Raw genomic sequence first — 17,997 nt, 5'->3', positions numbered from 1 at the left:
TTAATTACGTTTTCAGTAATTAATAACGTTTAGAGTTATTTCCTATTATATATTGTGTCAATTCTACGTAAAAACACCATTGAGACGATTCGAGACAATCAACTATCCGATTCAACGATTCTCGATGCGTCTGACAGCGCTGAATACTGTAGTTGGCGATTGACCGCCCGAGTTTTAAAAATTATAGCGAAAATTTTCTGAGGCCAAATATTAAGCTAAAACCCCGTTAGTAAATAAGAACCTGTGATACTAACTAATACTAGTGAATGAATAAAAAGCGATAATAGACAATACTGCAAAGGTTTGAATGATAATCCCGATTACATTACAAATTAAACCAGAAATTGCTAAACCTTTACCATTTTCATTTCTTTTAGCAATTTCCTTTGTTGCTATTCTTGATAAAACTACTCCGAGAATACCAAGAACTAATCCAATAAGTGGTACTATGATTGAAAGAATACCAAGAGTTAATGAAATTATAGATTTACTATTCGTTTTAATTTGTCCAACCATTTTTTTCACCCCTCAACTATAAGATTTTACTTATCTAATCACTTCTTCAACACACCTGCTCTGTTAATTTTATCAATATTTTTTAAAATCATCTATGATTTACCAAAATTATTAAAAATTGTATGTAAGGTCAGATCAGCAGAAAGCGCCTGTCAGAATCGAGGCCTTTGGGGTCACGCAGTTTTAACGCAAAAAAAGAACGACCAACAAACGAGTTTTAATTCGTTCATTGATCGTTTTGTTATCGTTTTATTCCTTCACGCTCAAGCAGTCGATAAATTGTTCCTGTTCCAACTTTGTAAGTCTTGCGAATATCAGCGATTGAAACGCCGTCTTGATAATCCTTAATGATTGCGTTGCGTCTGACTTCTTCTTCTCCGCCTTCAACTAACTTCGTTTTACGTCCTTTAAACTTTCCTTTGGCTTTAGCGATTTCAATTCCCTCACGTTGACGACGCTTAATCTTCTTACGTTCTTGCTCCGCAACATACGCTAACATTGATAGGAATTGATCCTCTAATAGCTTACCGATGTCACCCATAGACTTAAACCGTCTACTATCGAATAGCTCTGCATTGGACGATATAACGATGTCCGCGCCTACCTTCCGCGTGATATATTTCCACTCGTCTATTACATCGTCATACGAGCGCCCTAATCGATCCAAGTCGTCCATATAGATTAAGTCGCCACTTTGTATGATGCTGCGTAACTCTTGATATTGCGGACGGTTCGTATCCTTCCCCGACGCTTTATCGACGTATACATTCTTACGCTCAACTCCTAGCTCCTTCATTGTTGCTAACTGACGAGCCTCGTTCTGCTCAACTGTTGATACACGTACATAACCGTAAGTTGTCATCGTATTACCGCCTTTACTCGTTATTGTTACCATTATCGTACCAACAATTACGGTAACAGTCAAACGGTAATTTAAGAATAGCGCTATATCAACGATTGTAATCATTCATTTTCGTTACCAGATAAGTGTACTCTAACGGTAATGAACCCCTCGAGTTTTAGACCGCCCCGTCCAATCCGACTTCCTGCCCCCTGTAATCTGCGTTAACATTACGTTATCTTACTTATGTAAATCGTACAAAATCCACGTTCCTTCTATTATATGTAACGCAAAACTAACGCATTTTACAAAGTAATGTGACTTCCCAAAGTGTTTTAAGGGCGTGTCCACAAAAGGCGTCTGCCCGACATTTTACGCCCCCCCAAAACGTTCTCTGACTCTGAAAAATGTAACATTAAAAATGCATCATATATAGTGATTTGCGCAATTTGTAATTTCACCTTTACGTTAAACCCATCATCATCATTACATTGGCATAATCGCTCATTATCGATTCAGAGGATGGCTTACGTCTACTGCTCCGGCGAAACTCTTTCGAATAATGCTCGCTCATAAGGTCATACTGACGTTCTAACTCGTACTGATAAACGTAGTCATAGTGTCTCCATCGATACAGCGTCATTCTTCTAACGCCGACTAATTGTGCGACTTGTTCTTGCGTCAAATATCCGTCATTTTGAGCGAGTAGAACGATCGCAGTAAACTTCGCTTCGTGTCCCTTTAGCTCGCGCATAAGGCGGGCTTTTTCCGTATCTGATACTAAGTACGGTTTATAGAATCGTTTTCCGTATATCATTTCCTAACCCCCTTCTTTTCGTTAAATAAAAAAAACGGCAAGCAACGCTATAAAAGCCGATGCCCGCCAATTGTCATTTATTATTAACCGTTGTGAAATCGAAAGGAGATTCGCGGTTGATTGTTTCGGGATTGACCGGAAATTGCTTATAAACGTTGTTACGATCTTTTAGCCATAGACCGATAGTGCTTTTAGCCAACTTGCTTCCTCTCCTTTTCGATTAATTTCGCTAGTTCGTAAGCGATTCGCTGCACGTCCGCATCCTCGCGCACAGTAAAGTTGTTGCCTGTAATAACGACTCCACCACTCATGCCTCCGCCACCTTGCGCTTGCTCTTTGTTTTCTTGCGCAGTAAGTACGCGTTCGCCTTTGTGTAATCGCGCGGAATATCCGTCATATGGAACGTTGCTAATTCCGTGATAATGCGATTTAGCATTGTCGTTGCCACCGCCTGGTATCAACTTCTTCGCCCAACTAACGGCCCCTGACCCGATTTTACCGATCCAATCCGGCACTTTAATCTTGCCTAAAATCGACGCAAACTCTTTAAGATAGCCTGCCGCTGTACTAATCCAGCTACCTACTGTTTTAAATACTGGAGTTAACGCCTTTACAATTTCTGTAGCTGCTCCGAATACTTGTGTAAATGTTCCCGCAAGAAACGCAACAAACGGGCCGACAATTGTATCCCACACCAAACGCAATACCGCGAATGCTGCGCCAATTACTGAACCCATAAGCTCCATAATCGGACCAACGACCGCCCATAGCATCGTGAATGCTTTCATAACGAATGTGATCGCCGGTGCAAGGATATTATTCCAAGCGAGCATCGCAACGTCAGCTACGATTTTTAATGCGTTCCACAAGGCGCCAAGTATCGGCTGAGACGCAGCCCAAAACGCTTGAATTACAGGCATCACGTAGCCAGCGATGCTAGAAAATACGCTGACAAACTGCTCCTTCAATGTTGCAAAGCGCGCCATTATTGCGTCAATGGCTTCAGGAGATATTAGCGTCTCAAGCACGCCTCTAAATCCGCCTTCTTTGAACGCAGTCATTAATCCGGAAATCTTCGTCTTGATTTCGTCAACTGCCGAATTTACTTTCGCAGCAATATCAGGCGGGAATAGTGCGTTAATTAAGCCGCCTGTTCCGCCTGTCTTGAATGCGGACATTAGTGTTTTAACCTTGCCGACTATGCCGTCGATAGCTCCTCGGAATATCTCGCTATTGTCATAGAGCGTTTTAAAACCAAATATAAGTCCGGTTATACCAGCGGCAATCAATCCGATTGGACTCGCGACAAATGCTAAGGCCATACCAACTAATTTGACGATTCCAACGACTGCTAGTATGGATCCAGCAACTAACGCAAATGTTCCTATTACCTTCGCTACTTTGATAACTGATGGTCCAATCGTTTGCCACACTTGATATAACGACTTTACTACGCTAAATACCTTCGACAAACCATTGGCTGCTATCTTCACGAAGCTATGCGCCTTGTTTTCGATCTTTTCAAATGTCTTTGAGTTAACGAAGCCAATAAACTGGTCAAATAGCGGTTCAAACACCCGTTTGGCACTACTCTTAAATACCGTTACAGCTTGCGAGAAAGTCATAGGCATATTACCGAATTTCTCCTCTATCTCGTCTGCAGCATTAAATAAGGATCGCTTAATTAAATCCGCTGTAATAGTACCTTCTGAACTCATTTCCTTTAACGCTCCCATACTCACGCCCGCAGTATTTGAGATTGCTTGCGCTAATAAAGGTGCGTTCTCCATGATTGACCTAAATTCATCGCCTTGAAGCTTTCCTGACGCCATGGCTTGAGTTAATTGATACATACCCGATTCCATTTCCTGTTGTCCTGCACCGCTGACAGAAAAGGATTTCGTCATCAATTCCGTAAACCTAATAGCTTCATCGTTACTTGAAAAGGCGTCCTTTGCGAGTAGATTCAATTTAGCTACACTGGATGCCATTTCATCATAGGATGACCGGCTCCGTCGGGACGCCTTGAATATCTTGTCTTGTAACTGTGATTGAGTTTGCAGTCCATCATTAATGTTAGCTAGGCGAGCGTTGATATTCGAATATGAGTCTGCAGCTTGAGTAAAATTGCTGAATCCACTCGCTAATCCTGATGCAGTCAAGAACGCACTTGCAATGCCTAGCAAAGCAGTCTGAGTTCCTCCGAGAGACGCGCTTAAGCCATTAGTTCCAACTCGTAGACTATTAACGCGTGTGGCTAACGAGCCAGTAGCGTTGGTCGCTCGGCTGGTCTCCGATACAAATCGCCCCATCGAATCGTGTAGCCGACCATTAGCATCTCGATATAAGTTCGAACTTTGCGTAGCTGAGCGAGTTGTACGATTCATCCTATCCATCATCTGAGTGATTCGTCTTAGGCGGCTTGTTCCGTTAATATCTCTAACACGAAACACCGCTGTTAAATTTACGGCCATTAGATTCTATCAACTCTCTTTGCTACTAAATCTGCTAGACGGTCAGCTTGTTGACTTGCCGTAATGTATCGTTTGCGTGCGCTTCTATCACCCTCGGCATATTCGATAGCTGCATTCAGCGCCTCTAATCGTTTACGAGCATGGTCCGCTTGTATTCGCACACTCATTGCGATAGCTAATAATGGTACTTTTAAATCGGTTGCCTGTTTAATTTTTAATTGCGGCACTTTACCGTGAAGGCGTTCAACTTCTACTACAAACTTAGCTGCAGCAAGTATTACTTCGTTATCGTCTAGTAATTGCGTTATTTCCTGCTTACGTTTGATTAGTTTCATCCCTTGTATCCCCCTTATTTTTTATGAAATGAAAAAAAGACACGACGTTAATTACCGGCATGTCTTTCGTTAATATTGCGTTATTCAGTTTGTTGTGTTTCATGCTCTTGTTGTGCAGCTCGTTTAATGTTTGCGTATAAAACACGCGATCTTAACGAACCAATTTCACTTGCGACTCGTAATGCGATTGCTACGTCCTGTTGTTGAATTGTACCGTCTTTCAATTTTTGCCTTAATCCAGATTCTAAAACGCGGTAATTAGTGCCTTTACCCTTCGCTTGTTGTGCCATCAATGCTTCTACTTGATCGTTATATTCGCTCATAATTATTTCGCTCCTTTAATCTTTGTTGGTACTTCTGCGATATATTCAAAATCGTTCGGCTTATGCCCGTATGTGAATCGACTAACCTGGCTGATTACTTCATGTACTCCATTTGTAACTCCCAGACTTCCCATAACTTTCGCTGTACTTGTCGGGTGATCTATTACCGGACTCTCACTCGTCTTACCTTGACTGCGATTTGCTCTAGTTATTTCAGCTATTTCTTCACGTAAATATCCGTAAGCATCTTCACCATCGCGGTGATCAATAATACAGCTAATTAGCAAATCCCTCGCCATTTTTAATTTTGCATCAACAATCGGTTCATACTCCGACCTAACTTTTGGTACAAACACATCTACGTATTCCTTGACTACGTCTACAGAAGAAATCTTACCTTCTGGCATAGCCGCATGTGCTAAACGAGCATCACGCTCCCGTCGTGCTACAACCTCTTTTTGTAGCGCAATGTCATCGTCAATTTTAGCTAGTTGCTCAGTTGCATCTGTGCCATGTTTAACGCTCTCAGTAAATGTGTGCTCATACTGAGTCTGCAACTCACTTAAACGTGTACGAACACTTTCCAAGTCTGCTTGATATCGCTGGTGTTTAGCTGCTCGTTCAGCGCCTTCTTCTTTATAATCTTGCAGCAGTTTAAATTCGTGCGTCTTAATTGTCATCTAGTTTTATCCCCTTTGTTTTTAGCATTTGAATAATTTTTTCTAGCTTGTTGATGCACCACAACCGCCACATCGGAATAACAGGCGTTGGCTGTTCGTCTTGCTTGTCCAACTCGAATAATTCGACTAACATTTCCTCGTTACGAGTAATCTGCTCGCGCGTTCCTTCGACTTCTCTGCGATAAATCACAGGGTACTGAGCGCTTATTAAGTCTCGATACAACTCTTGGCTATCCGTCTGCAGCTCGCTAATTTCAAACGCATATAAATCGTCTAGCAAGTCGATAACATCGTCATAAGGCTTTGAAATTTCACCAATTAAATTGGATATGCCTCGTTCATCCGTTTGATAAATTAACAGTGAAATGAACGGAACATCTCGCAAATTGACGATTGAAAGTAAGGCGAAGCGCATTTAATCACCGCCTTTTAACAGCTGTTGAATTACGTAATTAGCTGCCTCTGATTGCACAAAATATCGCGCATCCAGTGTGGCCACTTCTTTCGGCAAGAATATCTGATACTGGTGTTCTCCCTCATCGATGTAAACGCAATGTTCTTTGTTGTCATTACTGTAGTAAATCTGCATTAATAAAACACCATCCCATTAATTACTCGCGGCCTTGGCGGTCGCTGTCCGTGGATTTCGATACCATTGCGATTGAATTGTTTCCTTCTTCGTTTCGGCTTTGCTCGCTTACCTTCGCCGTGATAATTAGATGAATACTTTTTATGCTCCATATCGTTTCATTTCCTCGCTTTCTTCTTTAAAGCCTTGTTTCCAGGCTTCGATTTCTTGTTCGTTTGGCTCACGCCTCAATAATCGACTTGCAAATTGTTTAACGAATTCATTCCACAACTCGTCTGTGAAACTAGCTGACCGTCGGTAATAGTCATAGATGTGTAATTGTCCTTTTGAAGTATTACAGCTACGACAGCAAACAACCACGTTATCATCGATATTGTGACCGAGATATACGTGATCGAGCGTCGCTTGTTTCGCATGTTCCTTTTCCCGTGTAAGTTCGTCACCACAGTAACAGCATTTATCTGCAGTTAATACAGCGTTAATAGTCACATCTGTATAAAACATAGTGCTATTATGACGATACTGATGTTTACGAAATCGCTCTCGTATGTAAGCTCCATTTTCATAACGAGCTTTACTACGACATGCCTTGCATTGGTACTCTCGTCCTTGTGGCGCTTTTGGACGTCGGGTAAATTCGGTTAAATTCTTAACTTCTTTGCAAGTGCGACATTTGCGTGTCATTTCATTAACCATTGATGCTCACCTTCTTTTTCTGCATATAAAAAACGGTCAAACGCTTCATTCCGAGGAAATTCACGTCTAACCGTCGCTTTAAATTTATCTGATGCTGGTTTTCTTCTATTCTCAACATCGTTAATATGTCCGATTGAATAGTTAATACGTTCTGATAGTTGACTAAGTGTTAAGCCATAGAAAAATCTCGTTTTTCGTAGGAAATCGCTAAAATCCATAATAAACTCCCCTCCCGTTTTGTAGTCTTTTGTTGTTATTTACGCTAAATATCTAAATAAAATAGCCGACTTTTCCGTATCGGCTTCCTCATATATAGCCGAGGTGTCCACACCTAAATTCTCCCGATTGATTTAGCATGGCCAAGCGCTCTTTGGCGAGCATTTTCGAGTTTTCTTTCCCCGTACCGAGCCAATAACTCTGCTTCTATTTCTTCTCGAGTCATCTTGATTATTTTGCACTTTCCACCTGTTGTTGGCGTATCGCCCCAAAACTCAGGTAGTCTTTGAGTTTCAGCAGTACTCCACTCACCTTCATAAAGCCCGAAGTTAGTTGTGATACGTTTCTTTCCTCCCATTTGTGCTCGGCGCTGTGCTCTAGCCACCACTTCTTCTAAATCCTCACCGTGCTTATAAATTTTATGCTTACGATCATACTCAAACATTGCGTCATCATTAATCCAAAACGGGTACTCCCCTCCAAAATACCGACCGTGTTTATAAGATTTGCGGGCCGTACCTTGCTGTTCTGCCTTCACTCTACGTTTGTATGTTTTTAAAACTACATCTTTACCTGCTTTGCATTCTGCAGAACAAGTTGTCGCGCTGTTATTTTTAGTTTTATCACGATAGTAGAACCCACAGCATTGACAACGTTTTACCTTTTTATCATGTACCTCAGTGAAATAACCGTCTATTATATCTGACATAATTTCGAGCATTTCATCATAATCATGCCCTGGTCCAATATAACTACGTGCAAATTCGATTGCTCCTGTGCCTGGATTTTTAAAAGCAGTATCTTTTAACACTTCGCCCTGTTTTAGTTTATAAGTAGTAGTCATAATCTAATTTCCCCTTTGCAGAATAGTTTTTTGAAGAGTTTTATCATTAGATTTCGTATCGTGCCCATTTTTCGAGTAGTTCTCGCATACGTCTAGCAGGCATATATAGATTGATAGATTCGCCTTTACGGATGCGTGAGCGCCAAACCCATTGAAGTAAGTCTGATACCGCTAGCTTATCCTCACTAACAGTTATATCGTGATCTTGAAAGAACGACTTCTCGATAGGATGCATGTAACGGTTGTAGCAGTACATTAACGTTGAACGGTCTGCGTATTCGTTAGACGCACGGGCATTACACGCTAGAAAACCCTTTGTGTAGCCCTTACCTTTTAAATCCGTTTGATAACTTTTAATCGTCGTCCATAAAACTTCGTCAGTCTTTGCTTTGATGATATTTCGGACATACGACTGCATACTAGAACGAATTGCAGCCATTTCTCCATCGCTTCGACGGCTCAGCCAACCTTTAGAAAACGCGGTCGGAACACTGCCATGATCGTTGTGCGGTCCGTCATAGAGAGTAATTAATGAACGAAGGTGCTCTCGTCCTTCCTGGCGCTTGTCATACTCGATTAATTGGCCGTCTTTGACTGCTTTTAAATCGTAAGGAATCGAATACAACTCGAAATAATATTTCATTAACTGCGCCTCAAATAGATATGTCAAAACGTATACACTAGTAAAAGTTTCGAAGATTGAAGGCGGAAACGCATAAATTAAGTATTTGTCACGGTGATAAAAAAGCGTCCCAGCTTGCGCTAATAACTTGATGCGGTCGAATACCCCGTACTCATATTCAACTTCGCTCGCAGTCCAAACGACTTTGTTGTTCTCCATTTTTACTAAGCCTTTATCGAGTAGTAGTCGCATATCAGACGGTGAAACGCCTGCCTTATCTATGACGCTTATAACCTCGTCCAAAATCAACGTGTAGTTATTCTCACGCAACAAGTAGCGCAGTTCATCGTCTGCCATTTCAAATAGGCTATGCGTCGCTACGATGTCTCTACCGTCCTCAATCAATCGCTTTAGGCTCGTTAATTTACTACCGCCTTCTACGTTATTCGTTGGTTGTACAAACTCGCGACCCGTTACCGAGCTAATCACACGGTCGACCTCAGCTAAGAACGGCGTAACATAAATGAAACGCTCCAATGGACTCGCACCGTTAATGTAGTCAATAGCATAAGTCGTCTTACCTGCTCCCATCACCGAATCAATTACCGTTACGTTTTTCATTTCCATTTGAAAACCTCCGATTTGTAGAATTATTGTTGTAGACGACGACCCCACCGCCTCAGCACTTTTTATATGCCTATCTTTAAGGGACAAAACGATATACACGAATAAATGACAACAAAACTGAATTTACGAGAATATAAGTTACATAGAATTAGCGTTAAGCACTTTTATATCGATATAAGTGTTTATCAACAGATATCATTTTTGCGATTAGCAAAAATAGAAGTATGAGCGTTAGCGAATGCTTCGTAAAGAACTCTACGGCTCATTTCATTCGCCTATCGCTGCCAGTAAACTGTCATCGATGATAAGCACTTTTTATATACCTCTCTTTAAGGACGACACCTCACAAACGTTGATATGACGAGGTTTCTAACGGTCAATAAGCACTTTTTATTTCGGATAAGTGTTGCGGTTGAGGTCGTCGAGAACTACGGGTCAGAATTTCATCGATAAGATGTGATCGTTCAAATATAAAGACAAGTTTGCCTCGCCTATGTCGACTTGGCTCCATTTTGATTAAAGCTTGTCCCGCATCGATAATTTCCTGTGCTACTTGGCGAGAATGGATTACTATAAATTTTTCGATTTTCGCTTGCATTGTTGTTCATCCTCCTGTATAATGACATTATAAATAATAAAAATGTTATGATGGTTATATTTTGCGCAAAAATATAAATACCAACTTTTATTATATCGTCAGCACTTGCGGAATGTAAAGTGCTTTTTTGCATTTTTTTAAACTTTTTTCCTTCACTTCCATTCAATCTTACTCGCTCTAAGCGTTAAGCCACTTTTGATATGCAATATTCGTGCCCCAGATCGTCAAATGTTCGGACGTCCGAATTTCTGCAAAACTTTCATCTACTATATAATGCACACTAAAACGTCCTATTTAGGGACAACTTTTCGATAAAATATATTTCCTCGGCTATTTGTCGGGCAGATTCGGCTTGCTCTGCTTTTTCCGTAGCCTGTTTGGCTTGCGCTTCTAATTCGTTGATACGTTCGCGATACGCTTTTAATGTGTCGATTTTACCATCGAGTACTTCCGATTTTGCTTGCGCCTTTGCTTTCGTGGACTCTGCGGAAGGCTTAGCGATTTCGTATGTTAAGGAAACGGGTAAGTCCTCGATTAATTCGCGAGTTTGTTCATCCGAAATTCGGATAATCGTTTCATATCTCCTAATTAAATCGTAAACCTTATTACGTTTGATGCCGATACTCTCTGCCCACGATTGAAAACAGCCGTACCCATTCTTTGCCAGCACGTCTTGTGCCTCTTTTAATTCTCGCCCTAAATTCGTATACGCCTTACCTACAATCTCTCGCATATTCGACTCTTTCATACGTAGAAAGTCAGCGGTTGCTAAGTCTAAATTTTCGTATTGAAACACTGCTACTTCGTTCATTTCCGTTAATTCTCCTTTCGTTTTAGACGTTCTAGCCTTCGCATGATAAATACGTCGACTTGCGATTTAAAACCGTTTTTAGCCACGTTTATAAAGGCGAATCGATGGCGCTATGCTTCGTTTGCGCGCACGGCGCACAATCAAACGTCAAAAATTTTGACAATCGAGTCAACTTATATATGAGCTAAGCACGTAATAGAAAAACGGCTACTCTGCAAAGTAACCGTCTCTAATCGCAGTTGGCGCTACGATTTGATTGTGACAAATTGTCACGAACAAGAACTACTCTAAGATTTGCCAGTCCTGTTGGCGCAGGATCAGTTGGCGCAAGTGAGCTTCCTCATAACAATTCGCTTTAATATCGTTCAGGATTAATTTGAATCCGAGATTACTTCCTCTATAGTTAACGTCATCTTAAAATCTCTTTTCCAGCGTTTACTGACCTTCTTACGAATGTTTACTGAAGTTTCAATATCTCCGGCTATATTTCGTAGTGGATTTAAAACAGCATCCAACCTAGCCATTTCATCCTTCACAACTCGACGCTTTTTAAGTGTGTCTTGTAATTGCGTTACAAAACTTAACGAAAATTCTTCTGATGGATCGATTCCCTCTAAGTCGTGATACATACTACTAATATACTTATCTAGTCGAGACAACTCTTTAGTTAATATGCCTCGTTGATTGTTTAATTCCAATAATAATCCATTAAATTTTGAATGATACTCGCACATATTAACTCCTCCAATCGTTTATTCAGGTACAAATGATGTCAATCAAAGCGTGATTTAACGTCAACAGAAGTAAATAATGTATTAAGAAACTAATCGATCAACTTGCGCTAATGCCAGGAGCAGTTGCTCCGCTGTATAGTTGCTGAGGTTTCCTATGATATTCGCTAATTCCGCTGTGTAAACTAGATTGATATCCTGGTCATTAATCATTAACGTAGCTTCACATTCATCTGCGCAAGTAATTAGCTGCACACCTTCCATTAATTCCGTTGTCACCATCGTTACTGAGTAGTCGTCATCTAAAGTTACGTGTTCAATAGTTTGATTCATCTGTAAAGCCTCCCCATATTTTAAATTTCTTAATATAAGCAATACCCATCGTTTTTATTACCTAAAAAGTATTACTTAATTCGTAATATAAAGATACCACCTTACATATAATACGTCAAGCGTAATACGGGAAAAGTTTTATATTGTTTTAAAACATGCTATACTACGAGGAAGGAGTGATATTATGACAATAAAAATTACACTGAACGAGACATTAGAAAACACATCATTAACACGAAATGCAATCGCAGTTAAAGCAGGAATAAGACCAGCAACACTTCATGAATTAGTAAACAATAAAACCAAAGGAATCACTTTTGAGACATTAAGTAAAATCCTAAACGCCATGAACGAATTAGACACGACACGCACTTACGATATAAAGGATATTTTTATTTATGAAAAGTAAAAAAGCACAGGCCTTATTCGCCTGCGCTCAATATTTTGCAATTATTAATTAAAAAATGCCGGAATAACGTGATGTAGCACTACATAAGCACCTGCACCGAGACCCATTCCTACCACAAATAGCATCTAAAACACCTCGCTATATTTTTTATTACTTTAACCCGTATTCGCAAAAAACATACGGAGGTGCAACATTGGAAAGTGTTTGGGATTTAAGAGACAGTTATAGTCCGTTAGTAATCCGTAAACCAAAAGAAACTGTCTTGGAAAGAAAGACTTTGAATAGTAGCCTTAAAGTTATGTACTCAACGATCCCTCTATTACTGACGCCAGGAATTGCGTACGCAAACGACGGAAGCAGCACGTTTTTTAAAATTTACGATACAGTTATGACTCTATTCGATCAAGGCGTCGTATTGGTTATCGTATTTGCTGGCGCTTCTTGGGCGTTAGGTCACCGCAGTAAAGCTATAGAATTATTAATCGCTTGTTGTTGCGGATATTTACTAGCAGCTCATGCCGTCGAGATTCGCGACTTTTTAAAAAGTATCAAAAGTTAGTTCTAAAACGACATATCAGCTTCATAAGCTATATAGCAACAACGTGCTATTAGCTTTTTCCAAAAATATGACGCTTTACTGCCCTCGCAGTGAGGCGTTTTTTATGGCCAACGTCTAGCAATTTACACAAATCGTCGGAGGTTTTATTTTCTAAGCTTGACAAGACGAGTAAATCGTTAGCGTGCGCCATTTTTAATTGGATAAATCGATATATTCGTCTCTCAGTTTCAATACTTCCGAATTTAGATCTGTTTTAAAGCGTCTCATTACCTTTAACTCATTCTCGATATTTTCATATATAGAAGGATCGTATCCTTTGTAATCATGTATGAACTCCGCATCTTGATATTCTTCGTCCACGTAGATGTAAATTTTATCAGAATTGATTATCCTATCTATTCTAATTATTCTTTCGAACATAGAATAAACACAATCATAGAATTCAAAATTAACTTTTGCAGCATCTTCCAAGTATTTTTGTTTAAACTCCATGCATGAACTTGTTAGCTCTCTAATTCTATTTACTGACCTTTTAGGAATAAATGCTTTTGATTCGTCCAATTGATTATGCACTTCATAGGATTTTAAAATATCAAGCATTAAACCATTTAATTTTTCAGCTTCCATCATTTTTTTAGGTAATTGGTTTCGTCTTTCTTTTTTATCTTGAGAATTAATTGTATGTATTACTCCTAATAGAGTTAACCCTCCACTTATTACCCCTCCGAAAATAGCAGCGATAATTGTGGCGTAAAAGCTAATCCAAGTGGAATTTTGAGAAACATTAAAACCTAAATCTGTTTTAGCAATTAAGTTAACTACAATTGCAGCAATAAAAACGAATATTATTATGTAAACACTGTACTTAAGAACGAATCTTTTATTCTTTATTAAATAATCCCGCATCTAAAACACCAACTTTTTTAATTTTTCAATTAACATATAGTAATTATAAATTATTATTCTATTATTTGGTATTATTAGTTGACTTGAAGCTTTCGCTTTGGCTGACTGAATTAGAGCGGAAGGCTGACCGCAAAATTATCTACCTTGTTCGCAAAACAAGGCTGAAATAGCGATGTTAAGGAACAAGATAGATAATCCGGTTCGGCTGACGTCACCGTCGCGTTGAGTGTGCCGCCCTATTCAATTACGAGATTTCTCTCCGTATTCCTTTAACTCTCACCAATCCCTTGAGCGAGCTATAACGCTTGCAAACGCAGTCTTACGTTGCACATTTAAGCCGCCGTTCCGATCATATTGTCGGGCTGCGACACGTTAAGCATGAAATACGCTACTGCTCCGTAGAGCAATCGGTATCCTTCATACAGCACTTATCGGTAGCTTTCACCGTTCGGCCGCAACGAGGAATAGGGAACTCGTATTCTGCAGCCTACGCTTAATTATTGCAACGGCTAAGCGATAACCTTCCAAGGTTAGATTAACGACGAATTGGTTGGCGAATCCTCGTCGCTACTGCTAAAAAAGTGTGCACTTAATAGGAGTTGCATCATCGAATTTTTTTCGATATAATGAACCCTAAGTAAACGCAATTGCTGGCAGGCAATTATTAGCGTAGATATTAAGTTGTAAAGTCGGTCGACGCTCCAACGTCAGCCGGCTTTTTTCTGTTTAAATATCCAAATTTTCAAGCGGACTATGCTGTCGATACTTCTTCATCACTTCCTTATCAGCGAAATCAAGATAGATTTGCGATGTGACCTCAACACTCGCATGTCCGAGAAGTCGAGATAATGTTGCTAAATCACCACCGTTTATTAGATACCTCTTAGCAAAATTATTTCGAAGTAAGTGCGGTGTTATTTGAAGGCCAACGTCTCGACTCCGAAGTCTAAACGAACGCTCCACGCCTTCTATACGATGCTTTGTCCCTCGATTTGTCGGGAATAGGTAATTACAATCTGTATATCTATCTTTAAATGCAATCCACGATTTTAAGTTATTGCGAGTTTTCTGTGAGAAATAAACAAATCGTTGCTTTCCCGATTTAGTCTTCCTTAATAAAATTGCGTTACTACGTAAATCAATATCTGATGGCACCACTTCTAAAATTTCGCCAATCCTAGCACCGCTATCAAAGATTAATCGAGCTATTACCCAATCACGGTATTGATCGAATTTAGTAACGTCGAAAGAACGGAAAAACTGTTTTAATTCATTATCTTCGAGCATAACTTTGATTTTTCGCTCGGGTTTAACATTCTTTAAATCCTTTAACGGATTGCTGCGAATAAGTTGCTCTGAATATAAATGCGAATAAAATGCTTTTATGTTACGTACATAATTCGCTATTGTCGTTTTACTCACCGGTTTACCAAAATCGACCCGTCGTTCTGGGTAGTTTACAGGCGATTCTACGGCACTTACTGTAAACTTACCTCTATCTTCGATTGAACGAATATAAGCTTGAATATGCTCTACCTTGACGCTTTTAACGTCATCTATTTCGAAGTTATCCAATAAGTACCTTGCGAATAATCTAAGCGTCTGTTCATACGATTTTAATGTTTTAGGCGACAGACCTTTCGCTGAACAATCGAGCATGTAGCGATCAATTTCTACTAAAAACGGATTTAAAGCCATAAAAAAATACGCCCCCTTAATCAGTCGTAAAAAACTGTTTAAGAAGACGTTATAATTAACGTAATATAACTGTTTTATATAATAAGTTTACCGCATATTCTCCGCTAGCCTGTCGTCCATAAACGCAGTCATACCAACGTTTAGCTAGCCATCATATCAATACGAATTTTGTCTGCGATCATGGCGATGAATTCGCTATTTGTTGGTTTGGATTTCAAGTGATGGACTGTATAGCCAAACATTGACGAAATGGATTCATAATTGCCACGATTCCAGGCTACCTCTATGGCGTGACGAATCGCACGTTCCACGCGGGATGGTGTCGTATTAAATTTTTTAGCGATTTCTGGATATAAAATTTTTGTCACAGATCCTAATAATTCAATATCCTCAAAGACCATTTGAATGGCTTCACGCAAATAGGAGTAGCCCTTAATATGTGCAGGTACACCGATTTCTTTGATGATGGCTGTAATCGTACTGTCTAATTGATGCTGATTTAATTTTTGAGGTACTGTCGGTTGTAATACGCTTGTCTTTTTCGGAAGTGTCGCCTTCTGTCCAGCACAATGTAAAATCTTTTGTACCAATTGGTCGAATTCAAAGGGCTTTAGCATGAAATAAGAAGCTCCTAAATCCACCGCCTGTTTCATGACATCCTCTTGGCCAAAAGCCGTTAGCATAATGACTTGAATGGATGACATTTTCTCATTTTGATACATGGACTCTAATACAGCTAAACCGTCAAGATGAGGCATTATTATATCTAGAAGTAAAATATCTGGTGTAAATTCCTCAAGCATTTGTAGACATACTTTTCCATTTGAAGCAGTTGCAATAATTTCTATTTCGGCATGTCCTTGAAAATACTGCTCCATTGTTTTTAATAACTCACGATTATCATCTGCAATCGCTACTTTTACCTTTGTCATTTCAATTCCTCCTTCTGGACTTGCTTTGAACACCTCAAAGCGATAACCTAAACCCCTAAATGCCGTTTTTGGCACACTGTGGAATTTTCGACATTTTTGTTTTAAAAACCTTTTCTATTTCCAAAAATGAGTATGTAGTCCGATACTTTCTTTTAATATCGACAAGTTACGCTAAATGACGCGACTTGTCGAATGCTCTTATAACTTATTTTAGATAAATTTAGTAGATAAAACTACAGTTTTTTTAAATATCATGCCTTCTTCAGGAAATTATCGGAAATACATGTTGGATTCGATGAAATAAGGGTAAAAAATCCGTGTAGTTTCCCGCGGCTTTTGTCCTGCCTGGGGAAAATTAAACGGATTTTTACCTTTCATACCTTTTTATGAAGACCTTCTTAACATTTCCGCTACTGTTAGCGCTGCACCTTTTTTCGGCTCCTCCACAAACATATGTGTCACAGCACCGACAAAACGACCGTCTTGGATAATAGGACTGCCACTCATTCCCTGCAAAATGCCACCTGTTTTTTCAATGAGCTTCTCGTCAGATACTATAAATTCAAGGCGTTCATTTTCCACTTTGGTAATTTCTATTGAAAAGGTTTCCACCTTACTGCCTTCAATGGCTGTATAGATTTCAGCTTTCCCCGTTTTTATATCTTTTTCATGCATAATTTCTATCGCTTTGGGTAATCTTTGTTGATAACCGTCTTCCCAGCGGCCAAAAATACCATAAATAGTATTTTTATCTATACTACCTAGACGTTCTTGATGCTTTTCAATGGAGGAAATTTTATAGCCAGGTTGGCCTGGTGTGCTTTTTCGGATTTGCTGAATAGAAGCTAAAAAAATGGAGCCAGCTCTAAAAACAGGGGCTTCTTGTAGGGTTGAATCGACAATTTGATGACCTAGTGCACCGTAATTTTTTGTCTCTGGATCAATATAAGTCAGTGTTCCTACTCCATCTGTTTCATCTTTTAAAAAGGAAATGACATGCTCTGCTTCTTGGTTTTGTAATTCCAATGTAATTTGTTGGCCTTCACTATTGATCGTCCATGTCTGTTGGCCATCTTTTGCCACAGCCTGCTTGGCATCAGCAAGAGATTTTACTGGTATATCGTTTATTTTTTCAATAACAGCGCCTCCTTTCATCCACTGATTGGAAGCTAACAGTACATCGTGTGCGACAAATACATGGGACAATTGAAGTTGAATTCCAATTGCTTCGCCCATTGGTATAAGCTTTTTGGCGGCTAAAGCTTGTATAGGCAACACTAATAAAAAGATGAGCATAGGCAAAATGACTAATTGACGCCAATGACGATTCATACGACACCTCCTTTTCATTTTTGTCTTTTTACTATGTGTTGTTGTGACGTTCTTATAAGCGGTAAATATTTGCGCAAAATGAAAAAAGCCAGAAACAGCTGAAACTGT

Annotated in this window: 22 protein-coding genes; 2 read left to right on the top strand and 20 right to left on the bottom strand. The window is 39.6% G+C overall.

What is annotated here, in order from left to right; all coding sequences use genetic code 11:
• Positions 1-249 precede the first annotated feature (249 nt).
• From ACHZEU_RS22995 to ACHZEU_RS22920, 16 genes are all read right to left on the bottom strand, one after another.
• Positions 250-516: a DUF4190 domain-containing protein gene (locus ACHZEU_RS22995; protein ID WP_279495449.1), complete on the bottom strand. Its 267-nt coding sequence runs from the start codon at positions 514-516 to the stop codon at positions 250-252.
• Between the two features lie 241 nt (positions 517-757).
• On the bottom strand, positions 758-1,411 hold the full coding sequence (locus ACHZEU_RS22990; protein ID WP_404804612.1) for a recombinase family protein: 654 nt from the start codon (positions 1,409-1,411) through the stop codon (positions 758-760).
• A gap of 409 nt (positions 1,412-1,820) precedes the next feature.
• Positions 1,821-2,174: a phBC6A51 family helix-turn-helix protein gene (locus ACHZEU_RS22985; protein ID WP_279495450.1), complete on the bottom strand. Its 354-nt coding sequence runs from the start codon at positions 2,172-2,174 to the stop codon at positions 1,821-1,823.
• A gap of 191 nt (positions 2,175-2,365) precedes the next feature.
• On the bottom strand, positions 2,366-4,360 hold the full coding sequence (locus tag ACHZEU_RS22980; protein WP_279495451.1) for a tape measure protein: 1,995 nt from the start codon (positions 4,358-4,360) through the stop codon (positions 2,366-2,368).
• A gap of 287 nt (positions 4,361-4,647) precedes the next feature.
• Positions 4,648-4,983, bottom strand: coding sequence for a hypothetical protein (locus ACHZEU_RS22975; protein WP_279495452.1), 336 nt, complete (start codon positions 4,981-4,983; stop codon positions 4,648-4,650).
• Positions 4,984-5,063: 80 nt separating this feature from the next.
• Entirely contained in the window at positions 5,064-5,306 is a 243-nt protein-coding gene (locus tag ACHZEU_RS22970; protein WP_279495453.1) for a hypothetical protein, read from the bottom strand.
• Positions 5,307-5,308: 2 nt separating this feature from the next.
• Complete coding sequence (locus ACHZEU_RS22965) at positions 5,309-5,986, bottom strand: hypothetical protein (RefSeq protein ID WP_279495454.1); 678 nt, start codon at positions 5,984-5,986, stop codon at positions 5,309-5,311.
• The gene (locus ACHZEU_RS22960) at positions 5,976-6,401 is read right to left on the bottom strand and encodes a hypothetical protein (protein ID WP_279495455.1); all 426 of its coding nucleotides are present in this window, start codon (positions 6,399-6,401) and stop codon (positions 5,976-5,978) included. The genes ACHZEU_RS22965 and ACHZEU_RS22960 overlap by 11 nt, the downstream gene beginning before the upstream one ends.
• Before the next feature lie 315 nt (positions 6,402-6,716).
• Positions 6,717-7,259, bottom strand: coding sequence for a hypothetical protein (locus ACHZEU_RS22955; protein WP_279495456.1), 543 nt, complete (start codon positions 7,257-7,259; stop codon positions 6,717-6,719).
• Positions 7,256-7,489: a helix-turn-helix transcriptional regulator gene (locus tag ACHZEU_RS22950; protein WP_279495457.1), complete on the bottom strand. Its 234-nt coding sequence runs from the start codon at positions 7,487-7,489 to the stop codon at positions 7,256-7,258. Before ACHZEU_RS22950 ends, ACHZEU_RS22955 begins: the two co-directional genes overlap by 4 nt.
• 113 nt (positions 7,490-7,602) lie before the next feature.
• The gene (locus ACHZEU_RS22945) at positions 7,603-8,331 is read right to left on the bottom strand and encodes a hypothetical protein (RefSeq protein ID WP_279495458.1); all 729 of its coding nucleotides are present in this window, start codon (positions 8,329-8,331) and stop codon (positions 7,603-7,605) included.
• A 46-nt stretch (positions 8,332-8,377) separates the two neighbouring features.
• Positions 8,378-9,580: a DEAD/DEAH box helicase family protein gene (locus ACHZEU_RS22940; protein WP_279495459.1), complete on the bottom strand. Its 1,203-nt coding sequence runs from the start codon at positions 9,578-9,580 to the stop codon at positions 8,378-8,380.
• 376 nt (positions 9,581-9,956) lie between these two features.
• Positions 9,957-10,178, bottom strand: a complete 222-nt coding sequence (locus ACHZEU_RS22935) for a hypothetical protein (RefSeq protein WP_279495460.1) — start codon at positions 10,176-10,178, stop codon at positions 9,957-9,959.
• Between the two features lie 280 nt (positions 10,179-10,458).
• The gene (locus ACHZEU_RS22930; protein WP_279495461.1) at positions 10,459-10,989 is read right to left on the bottom strand and encodes a hypothetical protein; all 531 of its coding nucleotides are present in this window, start codon (positions 10,987-10,989) and stop codon (positions 10,459-10,461) included.
• Between the two features lie 371 nt (positions 10,990-11,360).
• The gene (locus ACHZEU_RS22925; RefSeq protein ID WP_279495463.1) at positions 11,361-11,723 is read right to left on the bottom strand and encodes a hypothetical protein; all 363 of its coding nucleotides are present in this window, start codon (positions 11,721-11,723) and stop codon (positions 11,361-11,363) included.
• Between the two features lie 81 nt (positions 11,724-11,804).
• The gene (locus ACHZEU_RS22920) at positions 11,805-12,053 is read right to left on the bottom strand and encodes a hypothetical protein (protein WP_279495465.1); all 249 of its coding nucleotides are present in this window, start codon (positions 12,051-12,053) and stop codon (positions 11,805-11,807) included.
• 184 nt (positions 12,054-12,237) lie between these two features.
• On the opposite strand from ACHZEU_RS22920, the gene ACHZEU_RS22915 reads away from it, so the two are divergent.
• Positions 12,238-12,462, top strand: a complete 225-nt coding sequence (locus ACHZEU_RS22915) for a helix-turn-helix transcriptional regulator (RefSeq protein WP_009371981.1) — start codon at positions 12,238-12,240, stop codon at positions 12,460-12,462.
• A gap of 193 nt (positions 12,463-12,655) precedes the next feature.
• Positions 12,656-13,021: a hypothetical protein gene (locus ACHZEU_RS22910; RefSeq protein ID WP_279495467.1), complete on the top strand. Its 366-nt coding sequence runs from the start codon at positions 12,656-12,658 to the stop codon at positions 13,019-13,021.
• A gap of 192 nt (positions 13,022-13,213) precedes the next feature.
• Here ACHZEU_RS22910 and ACHZEU_RS22905 read toward each other — a convergent pair whose 3' ends face one another.
• From ACHZEU_RS22905 to ACHZEU_RS22890, 4 genes are all read right to left on the bottom strand, one after another.
• Positions 13,214-13,927, bottom strand: coding sequence for a hypothetical protein (locus ACHZEU_RS22905; protein ID WP_279495468.1), 714 nt, complete (start codon positions 13,925-13,927; stop codon positions 13,214-13,216).
• A gap of 726 nt (positions 13,928-14,653) precedes the next feature.
• Complete coding sequence (locus tag ACHZEU_RS22900) at positions 14,654-15,625, bottom strand: tyrosine-type recombinase/integrase (RefSeq protein WP_279495469.1); 972 nt, start codon at positions 15,623-15,625, stop codon at positions 14,654-14,656.
• 140 nt (positions 15,626-15,765) lie between these two features.
• Complete coding sequence (gene spo0A / locus ACHZEU_RS22895) at positions 15,766-16,557, bottom strand: sporulation transcription factor Spo0A (protein ID WP_016993890.1); 792 nt, start codon at positions 16,555-16,557, stop codon at positions 15,766-15,768.
• Between the two features lie 384 nt (positions 16,558-16,941).
• Positions 16,942-17,889 (bottom strand): SpoIVB peptidase S55 domain-containing protein, encoded by a 948-nt coding sequence (locus ACHZEU_RS22890; RefSeq protein ID WP_048392300.1) that lies wholly within the window; start codon positions 17,887-17,889, stop codon positions 16,942-16,944.
• Positions 17,890-17,997: the final 108 nt, after the last annotated feature.

Source organism: Lysinibacillus sp. S1 (genome assembly GCF_044986265.1).
Lineage (GTDB): Bacteria > Bacillota > Bacilli > Bacillales_A > Planococcaceae > Lysinibacillus > Lysinibacillus capsici.
Note: the sequence above shows the minus strand (reverse complement) of the source record. Positions and strands in the feature narration are given on the sequence as shown.